Annotated in this window: 20 protein-coding genes; 7 read left to right on the top strand and 13 right to left on the bottom strand. The window is 65.1% G+C overall.

Translation table 11 applies throughout. The annotated features are described in order from the left end of the window. Nucleotides 1-84: 84 nt before the first annotated feature. Nucleotides 85-789: a PIG-L deacetylase family protein gene (locus ACFYOW_RS42740; RefSeq protein ID WP_387296668.1), complete on the bottom strand. Its 705-nt coding sequence runs from the start codon at nt 787-789 to the stop codon at nt 85-87. A gap of 121 nt (nt 790-910) precedes the next feature. Next, nucleotides 911-1,081, bottom strand: coding sequence for a hypothetical protein (locus ACFYOW_RS42735; protein WP_040692895.1), 171 nt, complete (start codon nt 1,079-1,081; stop codon nt 911-913). Between the two features lie 270 nt (nt 1,082-1,351). Between ACFYOW_RS42735 and ACFYOW_RS42730 the strand changes: the two genes are divergently transcribed. From ACFYOW_RS42730 to ACFYOW_RS42710, 5 genes are all read left to right on the top strand, one after another. Further along, complete coding sequence (locus ACFYOW_RS42730) at nt 1,352-2,467, top strand: hypothetical protein (RefSeq protein ID WP_387296666.1); 1,116 nt, start codon at nt 1,352-1,354, stop codon at nt 2,465-2,467. A gap of 616 nt (nt 2,468-3,083) precedes the next feature. Further along, a complete protein-coding gene (locus ACFYOW_RS42725; protein WP_387296664.1) occupies nt 3,084-4,571 on the top strand; it encodes an NAD(P)/FAD-dependent oxidoreductase in 1,488 nt (495 codons plus the stop codon). Nucleotides 4,572-4,611: 40 nt separating this feature from the next. Then, nucleotides 4,612-6,339 (top strand): 3-deoxy-7-phosphoheptulonate synthase, encoded by a 1,728-nt coding sequence (locus tag ACFYOW_RS42720; protein ID WP_387296662.1) that lies wholly within the window; start codon nt 4,612-4,614, stop codon nt 6,337-6,339. A gap of 36 nt (nt 6,340-6,375) precedes the next feature. Continuing rightward, the gene (locus ACFYOW_RS42715) at nt 6,376-7,611 is read left to right on the top strand and encodes a cation:proton antiporter (protein WP_387296660.1); all 1,236 of its coding nucleotides are present in this window, start codon (nt 6,376-6,378) and stop codon (nt 7,609-7,611) included. Nucleotides 7,612-7,843: 232 nt separating this feature from the next. After that, a complete protein-coding gene (locus tag ACFYOW_RS42710) occupies nt 7,844-9,133 on the top strand; it encodes a cytochrome P450 (RefSeq protein ID WP_387296658.1) in 1,290 nt (429 codons plus the stop codon). 58 nt (nt 9,134-9,191) lie between these two features. Here ACFYOW_RS42710 and ACFYOW_RS42705 read toward each other — a convergent pair whose 3' ends face one another. The 4 genes from ACFYOW_RS42705 to ACFYOW_RS42690 form a co-directional block, all read right to left on the bottom strand. After that, nucleotides 9,192-10,466, bottom strand: coding sequence for a cytochrome P450 (locus tag ACFYOW_RS42705; RefSeq protein WP_387296656.1), 1,275 nt, complete (start codon nt 10,464-10,466; stop codon nt 9,192-9,194). A gap of 343 nt (nt 10,467-10,809) precedes the next feature. Then, nucleotides 10,810-11,658, bottom strand: a complete 849-nt coding sequence (locus ACFYOW_RS42700; RefSeq protein WP_387296654.1) for a hypothetical protein — start codon at nt 11,656-11,658, stop codon at nt 10,810-10,812. Continuing rightward, nucleotides 11,579-12,511, bottom strand: coding sequence for a hypothetical protein (locus ACFYOW_RS42695; protein WP_387296653.1), 933 nt, complete (start codon nt 12,509-12,511; stop codon nt 11,579-11,581). The genes ACFYOW_RS42700 and ACFYOW_RS42695 overlap by 80 nt, the downstream gene beginning before the upstream one ends. Before the next feature lie 184 nt (nt 12,512-12,695). Next, entirely contained in the window at nt 12,696-14,084 is a 1,389-nt protein-coding gene (locus ACFYOW_RS42690; protein ID WP_387296651.1) for an MFS transporter, read from the bottom strand. Nucleotides 14,085-14,346: 262 nt separating this feature from the next. Between ACFYOW_RS42690 and kdgD the strand changes: the two genes are divergently transcribed. Beyond that, nucleotides 14,347-15,261: a 5-dehydro-4-deoxyglucarate dehydratase gene (gene kdgD / locus ACFYOW_RS42685; protein WP_387296649.1), complete on the top strand. Its 915-nt coding sequence runs from the start codon at nt 14,347-14,349 to the stop codon at nt 15,259-15,261. Nucleotides 15,262-15,279: 18 nt separating this feature from the next. Then, nucleotides 15,280-16,413 (top strand): mandelate racemase/muconate lactonizing enzyme family protein, encoded by a 1,134-nt coding sequence (locus ACFYOW_RS42680; protein WP_387296647.1) that lies wholly within the window; start codon nt 15,280-15,282, stop codon nt 16,411-16,413. Between the two features lie 103 nt (nt 16,414-16,516). Here ACFYOW_RS42680 and ACFYOW_RS42675 read toward each other — a convergent pair whose 3' ends face one another. The 7 genes from ACFYOW_RS42675 to pspA all read right to left on the bottom strand — a co-directional run bounded on the left by ACFYOW_RS42675 (nt 16,517) and on the right by pspA (nt 21,222). Further along, on the bottom strand, nt 16,517-16,960 hold the full coding sequence (locus ACFYOW_RS42675; RefSeq protein WP_387296645.1) for an SRPBCC domain-containing protein: 444 nt from the start codon (nt 16,958-16,960) through the stop codon (nt 16,517-16,519). A gap of 29 nt (nt 16,961-16,989) precedes the next feature. Beyond that, entirely contained in the window at nt 16,990-17,337 is a 348-nt protein-coding gene (locus ACFYOW_RS42670; RefSeq protein ID WP_387296643.1) for an ArsR/SmtB family transcription factor, read from the bottom strand. Further along, nucleotides 17,334-17,783 (bottom strand): SRPBCC family protein, encoded by a 450-nt coding sequence (locus ACFYOW_RS42665; RefSeq protein WP_387296641.1) that lies wholly within the window; start codon nt 17,781-17,783, stop codon nt 17,334-17,336. Before ACFYOW_RS42665 ends, ACFYOW_RS42670 begins: the two co-directional genes overlap by 4 nt. Nucleotides 17,784-17,939: 156 nt before the next feature. Further along, the gene (locus tag ACFYOW_RS42660) at nt 17,940-18,605 is read right to left on the bottom strand and encodes a VC0807 family protein (protein ID WP_387296639.1); all 666 of its coding nucleotides are present in this window, start codon (nt 18,603-18,605) and stop codon (nt 17,940-17,942) included. Between the two features lie 19 nt (nt 18,606-18,624). Beyond that, the gene (locus tag ACFYOW_RS42655) at nt 18,625-19,254 is read right to left on the bottom strand and encodes a TetR family transcriptional regulator (RefSeq protein WP_387296637.1); all 630 of its coding nucleotides are present in this window, start codon (nt 19,252-19,254) and stop codon (nt 18,625-18,627) included. 74 nt (nt 19,255-19,328) lie between these two features. After that, entirely contained in the window at nt 19,329-20,219 is an 891-nt protein-coding gene (locus ACFYOW_RS42650) for a hypothetical protein (RefSeq protein ID WP_387296636.1), read from the bottom strand. 166 nt (nt 20,220-20,385) lie between these two features. After that, nucleotides 20,386-21,222, bottom strand: coding sequence for a phage shock protein PspA (gene pspA / locus ACFYOW_RS42645; protein WP_357483270.1), 837 nt, complete (start codon nt 21,220-21,222; stop codon nt 20,386-20,388). Nucleotides 21,223-21,328 lie beyond the last annotated feature (106 nt).

Genomic DNA, 21,328 nt, shown 5'->3' with positions numbered 1-21,328 from the left:
TTGCCACCGTCGAACGTGATTTCCGCGACATTTTCGCGAAACCAGCCTCGAGACTGGTTGTCGACGTGATTGCCGTCACAGCGATCAACCGAAGTAGTAGAGCTCGAAGCCGACGGCACGCGCTGCGGGGAAACCCGGCTTCGGGGCCGTCGCCATGTCGATCACCGCGCGCACCTGGTCCGCGACCGGCTCGGGGCTGAGCACCTCGAGATAGCGGCGGTGCTCGGCCAGCGAGGCGGCGGCCTCCTCGATGGTGTCGGTGACGTCGACGGCGTGGGTGGCACTCGGGCCGACCACCGCGGCCAGCCGGGGCGACCACGGCGGTTCGGTGAGATCCGGAAAAATCCACTCGTTACCCGCATCGGATATGGCATCGAGGGCGGCGCGGCCGACCGCGCGATGGTCGGCGCTGTTGGCATAGCCGGGAGCCCAGGTGTCGCCGAAATTGAACAGCACCACGAATTCCGGACGATGACGACGAATCACGGCGGCCAGGTCGCGGCGCAGCGCAAGGGTTTCTTCGACGCGACCGTCCGGATAACCGAGGAATTCCACCTCGTGCACCCCGACCACCTTGGCGGCGGCGACCTCCTCGGCCTCCCGCAGCGGTCCGGCCTCCGCCGGCGGCATGCCCGCGATTCCGGCCTCGCCGGAGGTCACCAGCACGTAGCGAATGTCCTTGCCCTGCCCCGTCCAACGCGCCACCGCGGCGGCCGCACCGTATTCGATATCGTCCGGATGCGCCACGACGACGAGGCCGCGCTGCCAATCCTCGGGAACCTGCTCCACACGGCTTATTCAAGCAGACGCCCCCAAACGCGGGTGGGCCGCGCGCTGCCCGCAGCGGACAGGACACGGCCCACCTCTCGAAACCGCGGCGCCCGAGTCCCGGCGGGCCCGCGGGCGGACGCTACAGCTTGCTCACGGAGTTGTCCGAGCCCGCGACCGCCTTGTACAGCAGGTACAGCCCGAAGACGACCGCGCTGATCACCAGAATCGGAAACAGCCCCTTGATCAACGCACCGATGATGGCGAGCGCGATCCAGACGACCGCTACGACACCGATGATTTTCCACAACATGCCAGCCTCCAGAAGGTCTCGGGCGAACCGCCATCCGACGATCCGACTCCTCCATGCTGGCAGCCGGACGGTGATAAATCACCAGCTCAGCACCGATATCCGGGTGAAGATCAGGGTTCACCCTGACCTCTGCTCAGCACCCTGACAGCCCGTCCGGTTTCCGAAGTCGTCAAGTGCGACAACGGAAAACGTCGAAGTTGTCGGCGTTGCGCACCTGCGTCACTATTGGCTGTCCGCTCGCATGTATTCCGAACCTTAAGGGGGCCACCCATGACCAGGTACGCACATTATGTCGGCAGTCTTCCGGCGGACCTGATGACGGGCGATCGCGCTGTCCTGCAATGGTTTGCCGACCGCACCGCGGGCCGGCCGGTCACCGCGCTGCCCTGCGATCTGGACCCCGACTGGATCATGGACTATCTGCTGACACGCAAGCAGCATTCCGATGTCTTCGAGATCGTCCAGGACGGCGGATACGCCGACTACAGCGACTTTCCCAGCTATGGACTCCGATCCGGTCGCAAGCTCGAACCGCGGCACGTGTCGATGGACCGGGTCGAGCGCATCGGTGAAGTGGTCGCGGCGTTCGAGTCGCTGCAGCGCGAACAGCCGCAGCTGGCCGAGACGAAAGTCCAGATAAGCCTGCCGAATCCACTGGATCTGGCCATGTTCGTATTCGCGGGCGCGGCCGTGTCCGGCGGGCTGCCGGTCGGAAAGGCATTGCGGCACTTCGATCTCGCGGTCGCCGCATTGCGCAGGCTGCCGGTGTTCACCGAAGCGGTGGTGCAGGAGGTATCGGAAGTGGTCGCTCGGCACGGCGACCGTGTCGTCTGGCAGTTGGAATCCCCCTTCGCTCTGTTGAGCATGGTCAAAGCGACACAACTGGGTTCGCGATGGGCGCTGGCCCCGCTGGTGGCGCGCCAGCTCGCCGGCGTCCTCGGGCAGCTGCACGAGATCGGCGCGCAAACCGTTGTGCACCTGTGCTACGGCGACTATCAGCACGAAAGCCTGCTGTCCCCGCGCAGTCTGGCACCCGCGGTGACACTGCTCAATCACACTGCGCGACTGCTGGATCGACAAGGGGCGCCGCTGCCTCCGGTACATATTCCGTGTGCGTACGGCACCGAGCCCGCACCACTGGAACCTCGCTTCTACGCTCCCCTGCGAACACTGGCCACCGACTGGCGGGTGATCGCGGGTGTGGTTTCCACGGATTCGGTCGAGAACAGCAACCGAGCGCGTGCGCTTTTCGAGGATGCGCTGGGTCGCAATGCCTTCGGAGTCGCCACGGCGTGCGGACTCGGACGATGCACCCCCGAGGTCGCCCGGCACGCCGCCGAAGCCACGGTCGCGGTAGCAGGGGCCGTCGAGCAGACACCCGAATAGGCGTCACGATCAGATAACGCGGGTGCACTTGACAGTTCGCACCCGCGTTGCTGGCCGCTCCGCCGGGCAAATCACTTCCGCCGCAGCGGAATCCGCGCGTTGATCGCTGCGCATCGGTCGCCAACCGCAGAAGTCAACTTTGCGAACGCCTCGCGCAGTCCTAGTTTGGGCTTTACTCTGAATTTGCCGGAAGAGTGGGGTGATGCCAAACGACACCGAACAGCCTCGCCTGTCACGCCCAGGCGATTCCCTCCGATCGCGGCGCACGATCTCCACGAAAAGTGCTGCTCCGAAATGCATCCGCGGACTCGCGCCGCCGCATCCGACACCTGCCCAGGCGTGCTTTGTAAGGGCGGTCCGGCGCGTAGGTCCGACTCGGCGGTATCGGCTACCCTTCAGACACCGGTTACCACCGATTGTCTGAGATCACCAAATCGACTCTGGTGGTTGATGATTCGATAGTTACCGTTACACTCTGACGAGGGGCGTCGCTACGGATGGCTAACTAATGGCGGCGCTCGGTCCGGGTTGATCCACCACCGTGGACCGGAGTTGGTTCGGTTGCCGATGTGGACGCACAGTCCGCGCCGGTGTCCGCTGTTCCAAGGAGTGTGCAATGGCGAACGATCCGCATGTCCTCGTTGTCGGAGGCGGCCCAGCGGGGTCGACAACCGCGGCGCTGCTGGCTCGAGCAGGAATACGCGTGACGCTTCTGGAACGAGATACGTTCCCGCGGTATCACATCGGTGAATCGATGCTCGCATCGTGCCTGTCGACGCTGCGTCTTTCCGGCGCGTTCGACAAGGTCGCGGCGCATGGCTTCCAGATCAAGCGGGGCGGCTATTTCCAGTGGCAGAACGATAACTGGCTGTTGGACTGGTCCCAGCTCGTCGATGCCGAAGCCTGGTCCTACCAAGTCGAGCGCGACGCGTTCGACGATATTCTGCTGCGCAACGCGGCCGAACAAGGCGCGCAGGTGATCGAGAACGCCAATGTCGAGAACGTGATTTTCGATGGTGACCGCCCGATTGCCGTGGAATGGACCGGACCCGGTGACACCGGTACTCGGACCACCGAATTCGATTTCCTCGTCGACGCCTCGGGACGATACGGCCTGCTGGCCAAGCGGCGCTTCAACATGCGGCGGCAGCACCCCGCGTTCCGCAATGTCGCGGTGTGGTCGTATTGGGAGGGCGCGCGCCTGCACCCGGACAGCCCGGAAGGCGCGATCAATGTCGTGTCCACCCCCGAGGGCGGCTGGTTCTGGCATATCCCCCTGTCCAACGGCCGATTCAGCGTCGGCTATGTGGTTTCCGCACGCAAGGCGGGCGAGCGACTACGCGAACAGGGCCGAGATGCTTACTACCTCAACACGATTCGCGACAGCAAGGCCATGAGCGAACTGCTCGAAGGCGCGCAGCAGGTCGCCGAGGTCAAGGCCGAGCAGGACTACTCCTATGTGTCGGACCGGTTCTGCGGTCCGGGATACGCCCTGGTCGGTGACTCCGCGGCCTTCCTCGATCCGCTGCTGTCCACCGGCGTGCATCTGGCGACGTATGGCGGACTCGTCGCCGCGGCCGCGATCGCGACCACCCTGCGCGGCGAAATGAGCGAGACCGACGCGATGGCCTTCTACGAGCACACTGCCCGACGGGCCTACTCGCGGTTCCTCGTGTTGGTCTCGCGTATGTACGAGCAGTACATCGGTTCCGACGAATACTTCTCGCACGCAGACAAACTCACCGAGGCGCACGAAGGCGACACCCCAGAGGTGTCGTTCACCCGGATCATGGCCGGGCTCACCGATGTGGACGAATCCTCGGGAGACCAGGTGCTCACTCCGACCGACACCATCGCCTCCGAGCTCACCGAGACCGAAAAACTGCACGCGGAGTCGGCCAACCTCGAGTACATGGGCCATCTGGACATGTCGGTCGTCTGGGACCACTGGCGTGACCCGCTGGCGGACACAGTGCTCAACGACGTGCGGATCACCACCGAACCCGTACTCGGCCTGACCACGCGTCCCCGCGACGCCGCAGAGGTCGAGGCCATAGCGCGGCCGGTACTCCCCCCGAAGGCGGCCAACGTCCCCGCGCTCTAGTTCCGGCCTTCGTGAAAACCACTGCGCGAAGCCGGTCACTATGACGATCACGCGCTCCGACCCCGAACCACCGAGCGATTCCCCGGTCGGTGGTTCGGGTTCCCGGACAGCCACACAACAGATCGCACGCTTCGGCGATCCGATCACCCGGCGGCTGTTGGCCAGCGACGGCTTCACCCAGCCGAGACTCGAGGCCATCCTCGGCACGGATCTCCAGGTGCGGGTGCTGCGCCAGGACGAACTCGCCGCCGAGCAGCTGCCCGCCGCCGTCTCCGACGCACTGCGGTTGGCCGGTCCCGACCGCGTCATCGTCCGTCGCTCGTGCCTGATCAATGCCGACATGGTGACCGCATCGATGAACTATGTCGTCGCCGTGAGCGGGCAGGCGACCGCGGCCGGCACCGACGATCTGCATGTGCCTATCGGTCGCGGCTTGATTTCCCGGGGTCTGTCCCAGCGGCGACATGTGCTGCGGGCGGGCGTCACGAGATGGCCCGATGGTCGCCTCTGCGCGGCCAAGGCGTACGTCATCATGCTCGGAGATCATCAGCCGCTGTGCTATATCCGCGAGATATTCAATCCCAGCGTTGTGCCACCGGAGCATGCCCCCCTCTCGGATGAAGATTTGAGTTGGGCCGATGAGCCGGATTACACCCGAACACAACCGGCCCACCCCGCGACAGCACGCCGGGGTGGCTGCGATATCGACTCACCGCGCACCGGCGGACAGTGTTCGCGAGCCCTGCCCGAGCTGGTCCATCCGCGCGAATCCGACTCGCTAACCACCGATTTGGCCGCCGCAGCGCGCGGGCGTGCATTCGTAGTGCATCTCGGCGCCCGCACTTCCGCGGCCCTCGATGTCACGACCCTGCCCGCCCGCCGTGCGCTGGCGATCAGTGCCGCCGCAGTACTGAAGCACGGACTGGACACGCCGATCGTGACCATCGGCCAACTGCGTTACGACGACGAATTATGCAGTGCACCAGCCGATTCCAGTATTTCTGCTGGGGATCGGCCGCCGGAGGGATATCGCCGGGCCGCGGCACTGCTCGAAAGTTGGCGCGTCTCGAACCCGCCCATCGCGCTCTGCACGAACATGCTGCGCGGCGCTGCGGACCATTACCCGGCTTCGGTGGCGCGGGATCTGCTGGTCGAGGTCGCCGCAATGCTCCCCATCGCGGCAAGCGCACCGGCCGCTTCCCGCGAACTGTACAGTTCCGTTGCACCCCTGCATATCTCGCGCACCGCCCGGTCCTGCGATTCGAATGCGACTCGACCTCGGCTGACGCGGCCGGACTGGGACCGCTCGACCCAATTGCTCTGGATCGGCGACCGGAACCACGAATTCACTTCCCAGCAGCTGTCTTTCGCCGCCCGCGTCCGCAACCCGCTGGCGGTAACCCTCGGCCCCACCGCGACGCCGGACGATGTCGAGTTCCTGTGCCGGTACCTGAGTCCCACGCGTCGGCCCGGTCGGCTCACACTCGTCCCCGCACTGTCGGGCACCCGGACCGCCGATGCACTTCCCGCATTGTTCGAGGCGGCCGCCCGGTGCGGTACCCCGGTGTGCTGGGTGTGTGATCCGATGCAGGCCAACGATCCCACCACCGCGATTCACACCTTCGTCAGCGCTTGCCGGACCACGGGGACCGTGCCGGCCGGCCTGCACCTGGACTGCGAACCCCGAAATCACCTCGATACCAGACTGGATACCGGACGAGCATTGCGCTGTGTCGTCACCACACTGAGCGCGATGTGGGCAAGCTGATCGGCGCACGCACGTCGAATCGCGAGGGAGAAGTGAGTGCAAAGTAGCCAAATCGTCGTGGTCCTAATGGATCTCGTCCTCATTATGGCGGCGGCTCGGATCTTGGGCCGGCTGGCCGAACGCATCGGCCAGCCCGCGGTGATCGGGGAGATCACCGCCGGAATACTCGCGGGCCCGACCGTGTTGGGGACGCATCTGTCGGACATGTTGTTCCCGCACGAGATCCGCTCCTATCTGACCCTGCTCGCCAATGTGGGCGTCGCCGTGTTCATGTTCGTCGCCGGATTGGAACTCGACCGCAGCGTATTCGCGGGCAGCCGACGGTCGATCCCGGCGGTATCGGTCGCCGCCTATGCCGTGCCGTTCGTCCTGGGCTGTGGCATCGCCGCGACCGCGCTCGCCCGGCACCGAACCGGTGACCTACCGAGCTTCACGCTGTTCATCGGCTGCGCGCTGGCGGTGACCGCATTTCCGGTGTTGGCCCGGATCCTGCACGATCGTGGACTGACACGCACCGGAATCGGTCAGCTCAGCCTCGCCTGTGCGGCGCTGGTCGATATCTTCGCCTGGACGGCACTCGCCGTCGTGCTGGCCGTCGCGCACCCTGGAACGGGCAGCCAATGGCGACTGACGCTGCTGGTTCCTGTGGTAGCTGTGACGTGGTGGATCGTGCGCCCGGCATTGGCGCGGATCGCCGCGGCGGGCACCGAGCAGACGATAATCGTGGTCGGTGTCGGCGGCGCGCTGCTGCTCGGCGCGGTCACCGAATGGATCGGACTGCATTTGATCTTCGGTGCGTTCGCCTTCGGTGTGGTGTTCCCCCGCGCTCGACGCGAGGCGGTCGAATCCGGCGCCCGGATCCTGAGCTTGGTGTTGCTGCCCGGATTCTTTGTCGTGGCGGGGCTCGCGGTCGATCTCGGGGCGATCGACCGGGCCGCGGTCGGCGAGTTGGTGGTGATCATGGTGGTGGCCGTCGCGGGGAAGCTCGGAAGCGTCTATGCGGCTGGACGACTGACAGGTCTCCCGTCGCGATCGGCGGGCGCCTTGGCGGCCTTGCTGAACACCCGCGGATTAACAGAACTCGTCATCCTCAACGTCGGCCTCAGCACGGGACTCATTGGCCCACAATTGTATTCGGTGCTGGTGGTGATGGCCTTAGTGACCACGGCGATGACGGCACCGATGCTGAAGCTGATCGGTTTCTACGAAGCGCCGCAGGCCGATCCGGCCACCCCGGTCAACCGATTACCCACAGGCAGCCCGGTCGAATAGTCATCCACGACACGCTCGAACCAACCGGGTAGCAACCAGGTTCCCCGGGCATCGCCGGCTGCCCGTTGCTATGTTGCTAGCGTGGGCGAGTCGCCAGGTTCCGGAAAGGTCCTAGGTAGGGTGTGTCGTTTCGAATGCTCGACGACACACCGCTGACCTTGTTCGAGGAATCTGCCCGCGCTCATTGATTCAGTCTTTGTCGAATTCTGTTCCACCGTTTGGAGTAACGTCTTTGACCACACCGCAACCCCCCACGTCCGATCCGCACACCACCATGACCGGAGTCTGCCCCGTTCCGTACGGATCATCGAGCACTACCGCCGAGCGGATTCCGCTGTACACGCCGGAGTTCGTCGCCGATCCGCACCACGCCTATGACGAGATGCGGCGCAAGTACGGCACGCTGGTCCCGATCGAGTTGGCTCCCGGTGTGCCGGCCACTCTCGTGATCGGCTACGCGACCGCAGTGCGAATCCTCAACGACCCCACCCACTTTCCCGCCGATCCTCGGACCTGGCAGAAGACGGTCCCCGAGGACTGCCCGGTGCTGCCGATGATGGCCTGGCTCCCGGCCGCACGCAACAACGACGGACCGACCCACGCCCGCTATCGGGATGCCTCCGTCGTGAGCATCGACGGAATCGATGTGCACGGACTGCCCTCGATCATCGAGCAGATCGCCATCCCGCTGATCAACACCTTCTGCAAGGCCGGGAACGCCAATCTGGTCACCCAGTACGCGTTTCCGCTCGTGCTCGGCGTCCTGAACCAAATGGTCGGCTGCCCACCCGACATCGGTCAGCGCGTCGCGAGCGGCATGGCGGCGCGCTTCGACACAGTCCGCAGTGCCCAGGGCATGGCGATGCTCAAAGAGGCACTAATGGAGTTGATCCAGCTCAAACGCGAGCATCCCGGCGACGACGTCACCTCACGGCTGGCACATCACCCGGCCGCCATGGACGACATAGAAATCTTCGCGCAGTTGATGAGCTTCTACGGCGCCGGATTCGAAGCACAGCGCAACCTGATCACCAATGCGCTGCTGCTGATGATCACCGACGACCGGTTCAAGTGTGCGGATGTCCTCGGACGAAACCTCTCGACGATCACGGCGATCGACGAAGTTCTGTTCAACGACCCGCCCATGGCGAACTTCTGCACCACCTACCCGCGCCAGCCGATCATGGTCGACGATATCTGGTTGCCCGCGGACCAACCGGTGGTCATCAGCCTTACCGGCTGCAATAACGACCCGGAGATCCGCGGCAACGACGACGCCGACGGACGACGTCTGGGCAATCGCTCACACTTGGCGTGGAGCGCCGGACCACACACCTGTCCGGCCAAAGGCGTTGCGTACCTTACTGTTCAGTACGCCATCGACCAGCTCTTCGACGCACTTCCCGACATCCAGCTTGGGGTGCACCCGGATCAGCTGATCTGGCGGCCCGGTCCCTTCCACCGTGCGATGGCGGCATTCCCGGTCGTCTTCACACCGTCCGCGCCGATGAAACTCTTGTAGCCGGCGGGCCGAGATCGTCGGTGGTACGGCGGTCTCGGCCCTGGGCACGACACGGTTCTCAGGGAGGCGGAAACTCCGGGAACGGAGCGGACTTCGGGAAGACGACCGGCAGCGCGGTCAACGCGCGGTGGAACGGCCCAGTGCGCCAGCCGAGTTCGGCAGCCGGACCGGCCAGCTCGATCTCCGGCAGTGCATCGAGCAGTTGGTCGATCGCGTCCTGGGCGATCAGGTAGGCGGCGTCCTGTGCCGGGCACATGTGTGGTCCGGCGCTGAAGGCCAGGTGTGAACGATTGCCATCGCGCTCGACGCCGTCGACGGCATTGACGGTGGGATCGCTGTTGCACGCCGCCATACTGATGACGACCGGCTGGTGAGCGGGCAACCACACACTATTGAGCAGAATCGGTTGCCGGGGATAGGAAATGCAGTAGTTCGCCAGCGGCGGGTCGGTGAACAGCACTTCGTCCAGCGCATCGCGGGTCGACAGACTACCGCTGTGCATGCCCGCGGCAAATCGATCGTCGGTGAGCATCAGCCGCAACGCGTTGCCGATGAGGTGGACCAGCGGCTCGACCCCGATCGCGTAATGGGTCACCAACTGCTGGATCACCTCCTCATCGGTCAGACCGCTCGGGTGACGCATCAATCGAGTCGTGATGTCGTCACCGGGCTCCTCCCGCTTGCGTTCGGTGTGCAGCCGCAGCGCCTCGTGCAGCATGCGGTCGCCCGCACCGACCTCGGCCCCGGCGTCGAACATAGCGTCCAACGCCGCCGCGACCCGTGCGCCGATATCGGAGTCGACTCCCAGCATGGTGTTCACCGCGGTGAACACCAGCGGAAAAATGTAGCGTTGCAACACATCAGCGTGTCCATCGGCGCAGAAGGTATTGATCAGCGGGATCGCGATCTGCTCGATTACCGCGTGCATGCCGAGCAGATCGACGTCATTGATCGCCGCGCTGGTGGAGTCGCGATAGCGTTTATGTTCCTGCCCGTCGGTGCGCAGGGCATTCTCGCGCCGCTTCATCATGCCGAGTACCGGGCACTCGGCCGGGATGTTTCGCTCCCACGTCCGGGGATCCGCCGGGAAGTGGTCCGGATCGGTCAGGATGCGGACCGCGGTGTAGTAGCCGATCACCAAAGTGGCCGGTACGCCCGGGGCGAGATCCACCGGCACCAGCGAACCGAACTTCTTGCGCATCTGCCCGTAGGCCCGGTGCGGGTCGGCGGCGAATTCCGGGGTGTACATCACGATGCGCGGACCGGCCCCGAAGCCCGGTGAGCCGCCGACCGAGGACCGTGATTCCGGTGGGTGATGCGTATGTGTTGTCACAGATGAACTCCGAACTTTTGAAAACTAAAGAACCTTGACAAACGAGCGGACCCAGCACTGACCTCAGTTACGTCACAGCGGCGAGCTTCGGCAGGTTGATGACAACGAATTACGAACAAACTGCTCGCACGACTTCAGTCGCGCCGATCCGCCCCACGTGGGCAGCACGTGTGGTGCGGGTCATGAACATCCTGCCGGTGCCCATGATCCAAATCCGTTGCCCCAGACCAGTTCTTGAGTGTCCGCCGCCATGATAGCCACCGCTCATGAGACGCGCAGCCCCAACCGCCGTTCGAGCAAGCATTCGCCCGGGTTCAGCAGATCAGGGCTCCCCCCGCGGGCGTCATTCGGCTCGCCTGTTGCGACCTGCAGCAATCTTGCGGACCACGGTCAGGACGGTGACCACCATGACCGTCACCAGCTCCAGCAGGTTCCAGGCGATCGGATCCTCCGGGGCGGATTCGGCCGCCACGGCCGGTGGCCGGTGCGGGGTGGTGCGGATCGGTGTTTCCGGCGCGATCGCGAGTGCCGGTGCGGCTGGGGGGAATTCCGGTGGGGCGATCAGCGCTGCCGGTGCGGGTGTCGCTGGAGCGGACGGCGGTGGGCCGAGTTGGAGGGGAATGCCTGGCGGTTCAGGGGCCGGGAGTAGCAGCAGACAGGTCAGCAGTGCGCTGCCGGTCGTCGCGCTGCCGACGACGACGCTGCCGAGGCCGGATCCGCTCGAACCGACCGACCCGGTGCCGATCAAACCGGAGCCGGTTATGCCGCTGCCGGTCGCGAGTCCGAGCAGTATTGTCGCGCTGCCGATTACGGCGCTGCCGGTGCAGGCGGTTTGGACACTACCCGGGTCGAGGCCGAGTGATTCGCCCACTCCGGCCGTCGCATCCGCATGCCCGCCGGGTGGGTTATCGGCGCCGTTGTCGATGCCGCCTGTGCCGGTCGCCGCGCCGCCCCGCTTCGCATTGCCCGACAGCGCCGTCCCGGGGGCTGTACTTCCGGTGGCGACACCCCTCGGTTCGAGATCCAGAGCGCCTCCGTAGACGCTGCTCCCGGAATCCGCAGCCGCACTTCCGGTCCCAGTTGCATCGACAGCTGCACTCCCGGTGGCGATATCACCGATGACCGGCCACTCGGGGCCGGTCGAATCCGCGGCCGCGGGCGCACCCGCGAACAGCGGCACCGCCGTTGCCACGGCCAAGCCAAATGCGGCCCTTCGTCTCTGCACTACAAACGCCATGTTGCCGATATCCCATCCGTCGCAGCTCCGCAGGTCTCGGGCGGCCCGTCAGGTGATGTGCGCGTAGCGGGACATGGCGTATTCGAAGGCGTCCTTCGGGACACTGTTTCCGCCGGAGAACGGCCGGTCGAGGTTGTAGATCGCCAGCACCGTCGTGCCGACGACGATACCCAGCAGGGCGGTCATCAGCACTGCGCCTGGTGACCTCCACACCTGAGAGCACCGCGGTGCACAGCAGCAGGATGGTGCCGAACCACAGTGCCGCGTAAAGGAATACGGGCATCTTGTAACTCGCGTCCATGGCCCGGTCCTGGCGCGCCTCGGCAGCCGCGTCGAGGCTGGCCATGGCACTCGTGCGCAGGTCCGCGACATCCGGATCCGTCGTATTCACCGACGCGACGGCATCGCGCAGGCTGTCGAACGTGTCCTGGGTGGGCTGACTCAGCCGCCGGTCCGCCTGCATGACCGGCCACTCCCGCGTGAGCACCTGATCGGTGTAATCCCGTACCAGGTCCTGGATCTGGCGATGCTCGGGATCCGGCATGGAATGCGCGGTCGAATAGGTATCCACCAGCGCCTTCGCCTCGGCAATGGTGTGATTGTGCGCGTTGTCGTACTCCTGCCAGCAGATCACCACCACAAAGGCGACCACCGCCAGGAAGAGCGTGTTGATCAGTTCGAGTACGAGGGAACCGGCCGCTTCGTCGTCGGTCGACACCCAAGACTTCGGTCGCAGCCGATCTCCGATCACGAAGATGGCGACAGCGATAATCGCCGCAAGGACGGGAACGATGAATATCAACAGCATGTAGTGACGCACCTCCCGGAACCCGCCAACCAGATCTGCGCCGCATGACGCGGCTCGCCGAGGTCGAGCTCGGCGAGCGTCAGCAACGTCGATCAACTGTCATTCGGAGCGGAGACCCGGATGGATGGCGTCCCAACACATTCCGCGTGTCGCGCGACGGAATGTCCATGGAAAGTGGTGCCACTCAGGGCATATCGAACTCGATACGCCGGATGGTGCCCATACCGATGAGCGCGGCCACGGCGAGCAGCCCGTGTGCAGATACGAACCACAGCGCGGTATCGAACGAGCCGGTCGAGGAAACCAGATAACCGATGACGATCGGGGTGACAATGCCCGCGATATTGCCGAACGCATTCATGGTGGAGCTCACGAAGCTGACCGCCTGCGTCGGTGCGATATCCGTGGTGATCGCCCAGCCCAGGGAACCGATGCCCTTGCCGAAGAAGGCCACGGTCAAGATCGCCACGATCACAGTGGTGCTGTCGCTGAAGTTGGACAGCGCGATGAGGGTGGCAAGCAACATGCCAACGGCCGCCGGGATTTTGCGCGCCGCCGTCAGTGATCGGCCGCGACGCAATAGGGCATCGGACACGATGCCGCCCACCAGGCCGCCGATGAAGGCGGCAAGCGCGGGCAGTGCGGCGACGAATCCGACATGCACCAGCGACAGGCCGCGGCCCTTGTTCAGATAGATCGGGAACCAGGTGATGAAGAAGTAGGTCAGTGCGTTCACCGCGTACTGGAAGACGTAGACGCCCCACAGCGGCCGGGTGGAGAAGACGCGCACGAGCATGCGCCGATCGAGTCGCGTGCGTCGAGTCGCGTTCTCGCCCTTGGTCGTATCGAGATCGACCAGCGCACCACCGGAGACGATCGTATCGAGTTCGGCCGGGGTGACGCGGCGGTGCGCACGCGGCGGATACAGCCAGCGCCACCAGAACACGGCCAAGCCGAAGCCGAGCACACCGAGCAGCACGAATACCCAGCGCCAGCCGAATTGATTGGTGATCCAGGCCATTACCGGGGCGAACATTACGGTCGCGAAATACTGTGCCGAATTGAAAACCGCTGTCGCCCGGCCACGTTCGGCGGCCGGAAACCACATGGTCGACACCCGTGCATTACCGGGGAAGGCCGGTGATTCGAAGATGCCGAGCAGCAATCGCAGCCCGAATACGATCGACAATGCGACCAGCACCGGCGTGGTGATCAGACCGACCAGGCTGGTCGCCGCGGTGACCAGCGTCCACAACGCCAGGCTCGCCGCATAGACCCGTCGTGCGCCGAATTTGTCGAGCAGCATTCCGCCGGGCAATTGCGCGACGACATAGGCCCAGCTGAATGCGGAGAAGATGTAGCCCAGCTGGACGGTGGAAAACCCGAGATCTGCCCGGACCGCACTGCCCGTGATCGAAAGGCTGCTGCGGTCGGCGTAATTCACGGCGGTGATGATGAACAAGAGCCCGAGCACCAGATAGCGCGTGGGAATGCGACGGGCTGGCCGCTGTTCGGTGGGTGCCACCACGGCGCGGGTGCCGCCGTCGGCGGGCATGTTCTCACGTTTCAACATCACTGTCCTCCTGTGACCGGCCGGTGTGCGCCGGATCACCCTGCAATGGGTGTGAAAGGAGGCTAAAGGTCGGAAGCGATACCCGTCGAACACCAATTCGGTATTGAGCGATACCCGAACGAGAGGGTGCCGGTCGGCGAGAGCATAGTCGGATCCGATGCCATTCGAGTATCGGTTGATTTCAAAACAGTGTTGGACCGGCATCAGGTGCCGGACCTAATCTCCAGAGAAATCAGCAATTTCCGTCGCCAGGAGGATATTCGTGCCGCAGCTATCCGCCGAGGAATTGGGACCCGCGCTGGGGCGCGGATTGCTCTCGTTCCCGGTCACCCATTTCGACGCCGAACTGAACTTCGACGAGCGGGCCTACCGGGAGCACATCGGCTGGCTGTCCCGATACGAAGTCGCCGGCCTGTTCGCGGCCGGTGGCACGGGCGAAGGCTTTGCCCTGACCAGCGCGGAGATCGATCGCGTGGTGCGCGCCGCGGTGGCCGAAACCGCCGGACGGATTCCGGTGATCGCGCCCGCGACGGCGGGCACCAGGGTAGCGGTGGAGCAGGCGCGCGCGGCCGAGGCGGCGGGTGCGGACGGAATACTGCTGCTGCCGCCGTATCTTGTGGAAGCCTCGCCCGACGGGCTGGTCGAACATGTGGCCCAGGTGTGTGCGGCGACCTCGCTCGGGGTGATCTTCTACAGCCGCGCCAATGCCGCCTGCGATGACGTGACGGTGGCAAAGATGGCCGAGCGCAGCCCGAACCTCATCGGGTTCAAGGACGGCGTCGGCAATATCGAGTCGATGACGCGGATCTACACCCGGATGGGTGATCGGCTGACCTACATCGGCGGCCTGCCCACCGCGGAAACATTCGCACTCCCCTACACCGAAATGGGTGTTACCACGTACTCCTCGGCGATCTTCAATTTCGCACCCGAATTCGCGCTCGATTTCTATCGCGCGGTCCGCGCCCGCGATCGCGCGACCGTCTACACCCACCTGCGCGACTTCGTCATCCCCTACCTCGACATCCGCGACCGCCGCCCCGGCTACGCGGTATCGATCATCAAGGCCGGGCTCACCGCGGTCGGCAGACGATCCAGCCGGGTCCGCCCGCCGCTCACCGACCTCACCGAGGCCGAACTCGCCGAGCTGACCACCCTCGTGAAGACGATCGCCTGAACCCGAAGGACCCCCACCATGGATTCACCCATCCTCGACCGGATCACCAGCGTCGAGATCTCCTCGGTCACCGTGCCCCTGCCCACCGGGATCAGCGACGCGAAGGTGCTGACCGGTCGACAGAAGCCGATGACCGAAGTCGCGGTGCTCTTCGCCGAGATCACCACCGAGGCCGGGCTGGAAGGCATCGGCATCAGCTACTCGAAGCGCGCGGGCGGACCGGGCCAGTTCGCACATGCCCGCGAGATAGCGCCCGTACTGCTCGGTGAGGATCCCAGCGATATCGCCAAGATCTGGGACAAACTCATGTGGGCGGGTGCCTCGGTTGGGCGCAGCGGGCTGTCGGTGCAGGCGATCGCCGCTTTCGATGTCGCGCTGTGGGATCTCAAGGCCAAACGCGCCGGGTTGCCGCTGGCGAAACTGCTTGGTGCACACCGTGATTCGGTGCGATGCTACAACACCTCGGGTGGATTCCTGCACGCACCCATCGAAGAAGTCCTCGACCGCGCCACAGCATCGTTGGAACACGGCATCGGCGGCATCAAAATCAAGGTCGGTCACCCCGACCACGCGGTGGATCTCGCGAGGCTTACCGCGGTGCGCGAGAAGCTCGGGGACCGCGTGCCGTTGATGGTCGATGCCAACCAGCAGTGGGACCGTCCCACCGCTCGCCGCATGTGCCGAGCTTTCGAGCCGTTCGGATTGGTGTGGATCGAAGAACCCCTCGACGCCTACGACTTCGATGGCCACGCCCAACTCAGTGCCACCTTCGACACCGCCATCGCCACCGGTGAAATGCTCACCAGCGTTGCCGAACACACCCAACTCATCGCTGCTCATGGCGCGGACATCGTGCAGCCGGACGCACCGCGTGTCGGCGGCATCACCCAATTCCTGAAGGTGATGGCCCTCGCCGACAGCCAAAACCTGCAACTGGCACCACATTTCGCGATGGAAATCCACATCCACCTCGCCGCCGCCTACCCGCGAGAGCCCTGGGTCGAACACTTCGAATGGTTCGACCCCCTCTTCAACGAACGCCTCGAAATCGCCGACGGCCGCATGCACCTGTCATCGCGCCCCGGCCTCGGCGTAACCATCAGCGACCAAGCCCGCGCCTGGACCATCGCCGAACACACCATCCACCGATGACCAGGCTGGTCAGATGATCACCATGCGTTGTGCGGCGTCGGTCGAGACCTGACCCGTCCGCGCATGGTGATCGCCTGTCCGATTCGCAGGAAGGCCTGCTGCGTCAGTTCCAGTTGTCGATCTTGACGTCGTGCGGATCGGGTGCGCCTTTTCCGGTCTCCACCAACGACTTCAGGCTCAGCAGGAAGACCGCCCACTTGGTGCTGCAGTGGTGCATGAATTCGACCGGCTCCTTCCAGCCTTCATGTTTGAAGAGGATGACGATGTAGTCGTCGACCTGGTCGAGGTTCCAGTCCACTTGGGTGCCGACCCATTCTTCGGGTCCCTCGACGACTTCCCAGCGCACGCGCTTGCCCGGGTCGAGCTCGAGAACCTTCATATCGAATCCACCGGCATCGAAACGGAATTGGAGCACGCCGCCGACGTCATTGCCCTTGCCCTGGGTGTTGTTCGCCCACCAGCCGGCGAGCCCCTCGACGGTGGTCAGGGCCGCATAGACCTCGGCCGTCGGCGCTTGGATCGCGACTCGGTGCAGGATATCCACCATTTTCGAATCCTCTTTCCAGTGTTGGATTTTCACTTCTGCTGCTGATCTTTTGTGCGTTGAATCGCCTCGGCGATCCGCTTGATGCGCCGGAGCCTGGCGTCCCACGCCGCCCCGACCGAGGACAACTGCGCGACCGCGCGGGCAAGTTGCGCCTCATCCACCCGATACCTCCGTTCCCGCCCCGCGGGCGTGGCGTGCACCAGGCCGACGCGGTCGAGCACGCCAAGATGTTTCGCGATGGCCTGCCGTGTCACGGGCAGCTGCTCGCTGAGACTGGTGGCCGTGCCATCGCCGGCCGCCAGGAGCAGGTCGAGCATCCGCCGACGGGTCGGATCCCCGACCGCGGACCACAGGTCGTCGTCGACGGTAGCGGTCACGGGGTCGACACCAGCCGCGCGATGTACTCGCCGAGTTGCGGAACGAACCGGTCCCAACCGGCGCTATGATCTTGGTAGACCTCCTCCAACTTCGCAGCCTCCCAACCCATCTCACGGAAACCGGTCTCGGTGAGGCGAATCCTGGTGCCCGCGCCTGCCGGAGTGAGCTCGAAAGTGACCAGCAGCGAGTCGGCGAGGTCGGCCGAGCCCTCCGGATAGCACCAGCGGAACGAGAACAGCCGCGGCGGCTCGACGGTCACCACGGTGATCGGGGCGACATGTTCCCGGTCGCCGAAGACCAGTTCACCGACCGCGCCGGGAGTCGTCTCGAAATCGGCCTCGTCGGACCACCATTCCGAGATGTGTTCCGGGCTGCTGACCACCTCGAAGACAACTTCGGGTGAGGCGTCGACGTGGATCTCGCGTTCGATGCTGCCGTACTCCATACTCTTCCTCCATCTGCAACGTTTGGTTGCACATCACGTTAGCCGACCACCGCTCATCACGCAACCATTGGTTGCATATGGGGTCCGGCAGCGTGCCGACAGCACAAAACCCCGGCCAAACCAGCACGCATGGTCGGCCGGGGTTTCGGCGGCGACTCAGACCTTCAGCCCGTGCTTGGTGACATAGGCGTAATGGAAGGCGAAGAGCCCACCGAGGACGACAAGCCACTGCAGCGTGCTCACCAGAGGCACCGAATCGACCGGGAGGGTGTAGGCGAGCACGACCCGCACCACGGCGTCGAGGGCGAATCCCAGACCCCACACCGCGGTCAGCACCCGCAACTGGCTGCGAAATCGAGAGTCGTTGTCCCAGCGGGCATCCCACTGCCGATAGCCTTCCTCGCCGATCTTGACGGTGACGATCGTGCGGGCGGCACTGCGCATGAAGGGATGCCGGGTGAACAGGGTGGCCAGCACCCACAGCCCCAGCGCGCCGAAGATCCAGCTGTCGCGCACCAGCAGGGTTCGAGGGTCGCCCGTCACCATCGACATCGCCGTCCCCACCACGATCATGCTGAGCGTGAACAGTGCGACCATGTCGATCCGGCGCTGCTGTATCGCGCTATAGGCCAGGAACGGCACGGTGAGCAAGGCGGGCGCGACCAGCGCCAGCCACGGATTCACCCCGGCCGCACGTAAGGCGTAATAACCGCCGAGCGGGAGTACCAGTTCCACGAGCAACTGGCGCATGAGGTGGCGGCGCACTGCGGCGCGCTTCTGCCGCAGCGTGCGGTCGGTCGCAATCGCCTTCTGTTGGTTCATGATTCGGCTCCGGTCGTGATCACGAGTGCTTGCGGGTGGCATAGTCGAAGAGATCGGCCAGTTCACGGGCACAGGCCGCGGTATCGAAGTCGGGGTCGACGGAGGCGCGGGCGATCGCCGCATCGAGCGCGCCCCGCATGGCGATGACCATGACGGTGGGGTCGAAGTCCCGAAATACCCCGGCCCGCTGCGCTTCTCGGATGCGCTCCGCTTGGATTCGGCCGAAGTCGGCGAGATGCTCGGCCAGTCCGAAAGTCTGCCGGTCGTTCGGGTGCGCGTTCGCGATAATGCTCGACAGCGCCCGCAGATGGTCGGGGTACTCGTCCAGCAGTGCCAGGTTGGCGGCGAAGTGCAGGCGTAGCCGGGCCGTGTAGTCGACCTCCCCCTCGAGCTTGTCGCTCACGAATTCCAAAGCCACGCGCATGATTTCGGCGACCACCGCGCGGATCAGATCATCCTTGCCCGCGAAGTGGTAGGAGATCATGCCGGTACTGCTCAGCCCCGCCTGCTTGGCGATCTTCGCGAACGAGGCATTCGGATAGCCGTGCTCGGCGACCACCGCGATCGCCGCGTTCACGATCTGCGCCCGGCGCGCAGTCTCGGTGAAGGTCCGCTCATCTTGCTTGCCCGACCTACTTCTTGCTTGCATGAGCAAGACTGTAGGGCGTCTTGCTCATGCAAGCAAGAGTCGATATGAGCGACTATCCACCCGCCCGACGCGGGTTAGTTCCCCTGCGGCGGAAGTGAAGTGGGGGCGTGCTGGTCGGCCACCTCGGTGAGGGCCTGCGCCCACCCGTCCAGGCGATCGGCCGCGTCTCGCAGATCGGCGACGATGGTGTCGAAGTTGTGCCGCAGCACCGCACTTTCGGGCACCGCGAGAATCCGCCCCGCCGCGGCGACTACCTGTTCGTACTCGGCGACCCCGCTATCGAGGCGACCGAGTGCAAATTGCATATTCTCGGTGAGGCCAACGGCGGCAACGGATTTCGAGCGCCCCATGGCGCCGAGTGCCTGTTCCATCGCGGTGATGTCGGCGGCCAGCGCGTGCAGCGCGGCCGCACCCGAACCCGCGGTTTCGATCATGTCGGCGAGTTCGTCCTCGGGCAGCCGGTTCGAGCGGGCGATCTGCGTGCCGAGGCCGTGTAGCGCCTTCTCCGCCCGAACCAGGCGGGAAATCGGCCCGCGCGCGGATGACCACGGCGGTGGCTGTTTGCGCGGCACGAAAGCTGCCTGCGGCAGCGGTGAGCTGCGCAATTGGAGGTAGCGGCGGGCACTGAGCGCGGTACCGGTGACCAGCGCAACCGCTCCCCCGCCGACCACGACCACCGCCCATACCGGTGCCGAAAGCACCATCAGCCCAACGGTTCCCGCGGTGGTGAGACCGCCGACCGTGCCCAGTTGGAAGCTGCGGCGGCGGGCCCGGCGGCGCTTGCGCAACTCCCGCTCGCGCGGATCCGCCCAGCGCCGCACCGCGACCAGCGCATGCTCGCCCACCTCGCGCAGACTGTCGGGCAGGCTCCCCGGCTGCGGTGCGAGTGCCGCCTGTGCGCGCACGAGCGCGGCACCGCGACGACGACCACCCCTACCTTGTTCGCGAGGTCCCTGCGGGCTCATCGGTCTCCTCCAGGGCACGCGTTCGGCGCGACCCGCGGTGGCCGGACAGGCAGGGCCCGAGCATGACCGACGGCCGACCCGCCAGGTACCCGTGCCATGTCTTCCACCGAACCAGTCCTCGCCGAACTGTATTTATTTCGAACGCCATCTATTTCGAACGACGGGGCTACTGCTGCGCGGTCTGGCCCTTGTTCATCTGCGGCTGCGGCTGTGCCGGATTCGCCTGCGCGGCACCCGGATTGATCGCCGGGGCGGTCGCTCCGCCCGCAGGCAGCGCATCGCCGCGCATCGAGGCGCGGATCTGCTCCAGCTTGCTGTGTCCGGCCATCTGAATGCTGGCCTGCTGCACCTCGAGCATCCGGCCCTGCACCGAATTGCCCGCGAGTTCGGCGGCGCCAAGCGCATTCGCGTAGCGGCGCTCGATCTTCTCGCGCACGGCATCCAGGCTCGGCGTCGTGCCGGGCGCGGACAGCGTCGAATCCATCCGCTGCAGCGATGCCGAGACCTGCTCCTGCATCTTGGCCTGCTCCAGCTGGCTGAGCAGCTTGGTGCGCTCGGCGACCTTCTGCTGCAACAGCATCGCGTTCTGCTCGACCGCCTTCTTGGCCTGCGCGGCCGCCTGCAGCGACTGGTCGTGCAGCACCTTGAGGTCCTCGACGGCCTGCTCGGCGGTGACCAACTGCGCGGCGAATGCCTCGGCGGCGTTGGTGTACTGGATCGCCTTCTCGGTATCGCCGGCCGCGGCGGCCTGATCGGCCAGCATGACGGCCTGGCGCGCATTGGCATTGAGCTTCTCGACATCGTCGAGCTGACGGTTCAGCTTCATCTCCAGCTGACGCTGGTTGCCGATGACCGATGCGGCCTGCTGCGAGAGGGCCTGATGCTGACGCTGAGCTTCCTCGATAGCCTGCTGAATCTGGACCTTCGGATCCGCATGCTCCTCGATCTTCGAATCGAAGAGGGCCATCATGTACTTCCAGGCCTTGACGAACGGATTAGCCATCGATTGATCCCGCCTCCATAAGATGCGCCGCGCTTTACCGCGACTCTAGTGCGCGACCGTCACGCACCCGATATGTGCCTATCCTCCACCATGTGGCACCCGGGCC

Source organism: Nocardia sp. NPDC006982 (genome assembly GCF_042869435.1).
Taxonomy (GTDB): Bacteria; Actinomycetota; Actinomycetes; order Mycobacteriales; family Mycobacteriaceae; genus Nocardia.
The sequence above is the reverse complement of the archived record's forward strand: the minus strand, read 5'-3'. Positions and strand labels throughout refer to the sequence as shown.

What these genes read in the sequence shown, in the direction of transcription:
- ACFYOW_RS42735 (WP_040692895.1), bottom strand. Translation starts at nt 1,081, where the DNA reads ATGTTGTGGAAAATCATCGGTGTCGTAGCGGTCGTCTGGATCGCGCTC.
- ACFYOW_RS42730 (WP_387296666.1), top strand. Translation starts at nt 1,352, where the DNA reads ATGACCAGGTACGCACATTATGTCGGCAGTCTTCCGGCGGACCTGATG.
- ACFYOW_RS42725 (WP_387296664.1), top strand. Translation starts at nt 3,084, where the DNA reads ATGGCGAACGATCCGCATGTCCTCGTTGTCGGAGGCGGCCCAGCGGGG.
- ACFYOW_RS42720 (WP_387296662.1), top strand. Translation starts at nt 4,612, where the DNA reads ATGACGATCACGCGCTCCGACCCCGAACCACCGAGCGATTCCCCGGTC.
- ACFYOW_RS42695 (WP_387296653.1), bottom strand. Translation starts at nt 12,511, where the DNA reads ATGCTGTTGATATTCATCGTTCCCGTCCTTGCGGCGATTATCGCTGTC.
- ACFYOW_RS42690 (WP_387296651.1), bottom strand. Translation starts at nt 14,084, where the DNA reads ATGTTGAAACGTGAGAACATGCCCGCCGACGGCGGCACCCGCGCCGTG.
- ACFYOW_RS42680 (WP_387296647.1), top strand. Translation starts at nt 15,280, where the DNA reads ATGGATTCACCCATCCTCGACCGGATCACCAGCGTCGAGATCTCCTCG.
- ACFYOW_RS42675 (WP_387296645.1), bottom strand. Translation starts at nt 16,960, where the DNA reads ATGGTGGATATCCTGCACCGAGTCGCGATCCAAGCGCCGACGGCCGAG.
- ACFYOW_RS42665 (WP_387296641.1), bottom strand. Translation starts at nt 17,783, where the DNA reads ATGGAGTACGGCAGCATCGAACGCGAGATCCACGTCGACGCCTCACCC.
- ACFYOW_RS42660 (WP_387296639.1), bottom strand. Translation starts at nt 18,605, where the DNA reads ATGAACCAACAGAAGGCGATTGCGACCGACCGCACGCTGCGGCAGAAG.
- ACFYOW_RS42655 (WP_387296637.1), bottom strand. Translation starts at nt 19,254, where the DNA reads ATGCAAGCAAGAAGTAGGTCGGGCAAGCAAGATGAGCGGACCTTCACC.
- ACFYOW_RS42650 (WP_387296636.1), bottom strand. Translation starts at nt 20,219, where the DNA reads ATGAGCCCGCAGGGACCTCGCGAACAAGGTAGGGGTGGTCGTCGTCGC.
- pspA (WP_357483270.1), bottom strand. Translation starts at nt 21,222, where the DNA reads ATGGCTAATCCGTTCGTCAAGGCCTGGAAGTACATGATGGCCCTCTTC.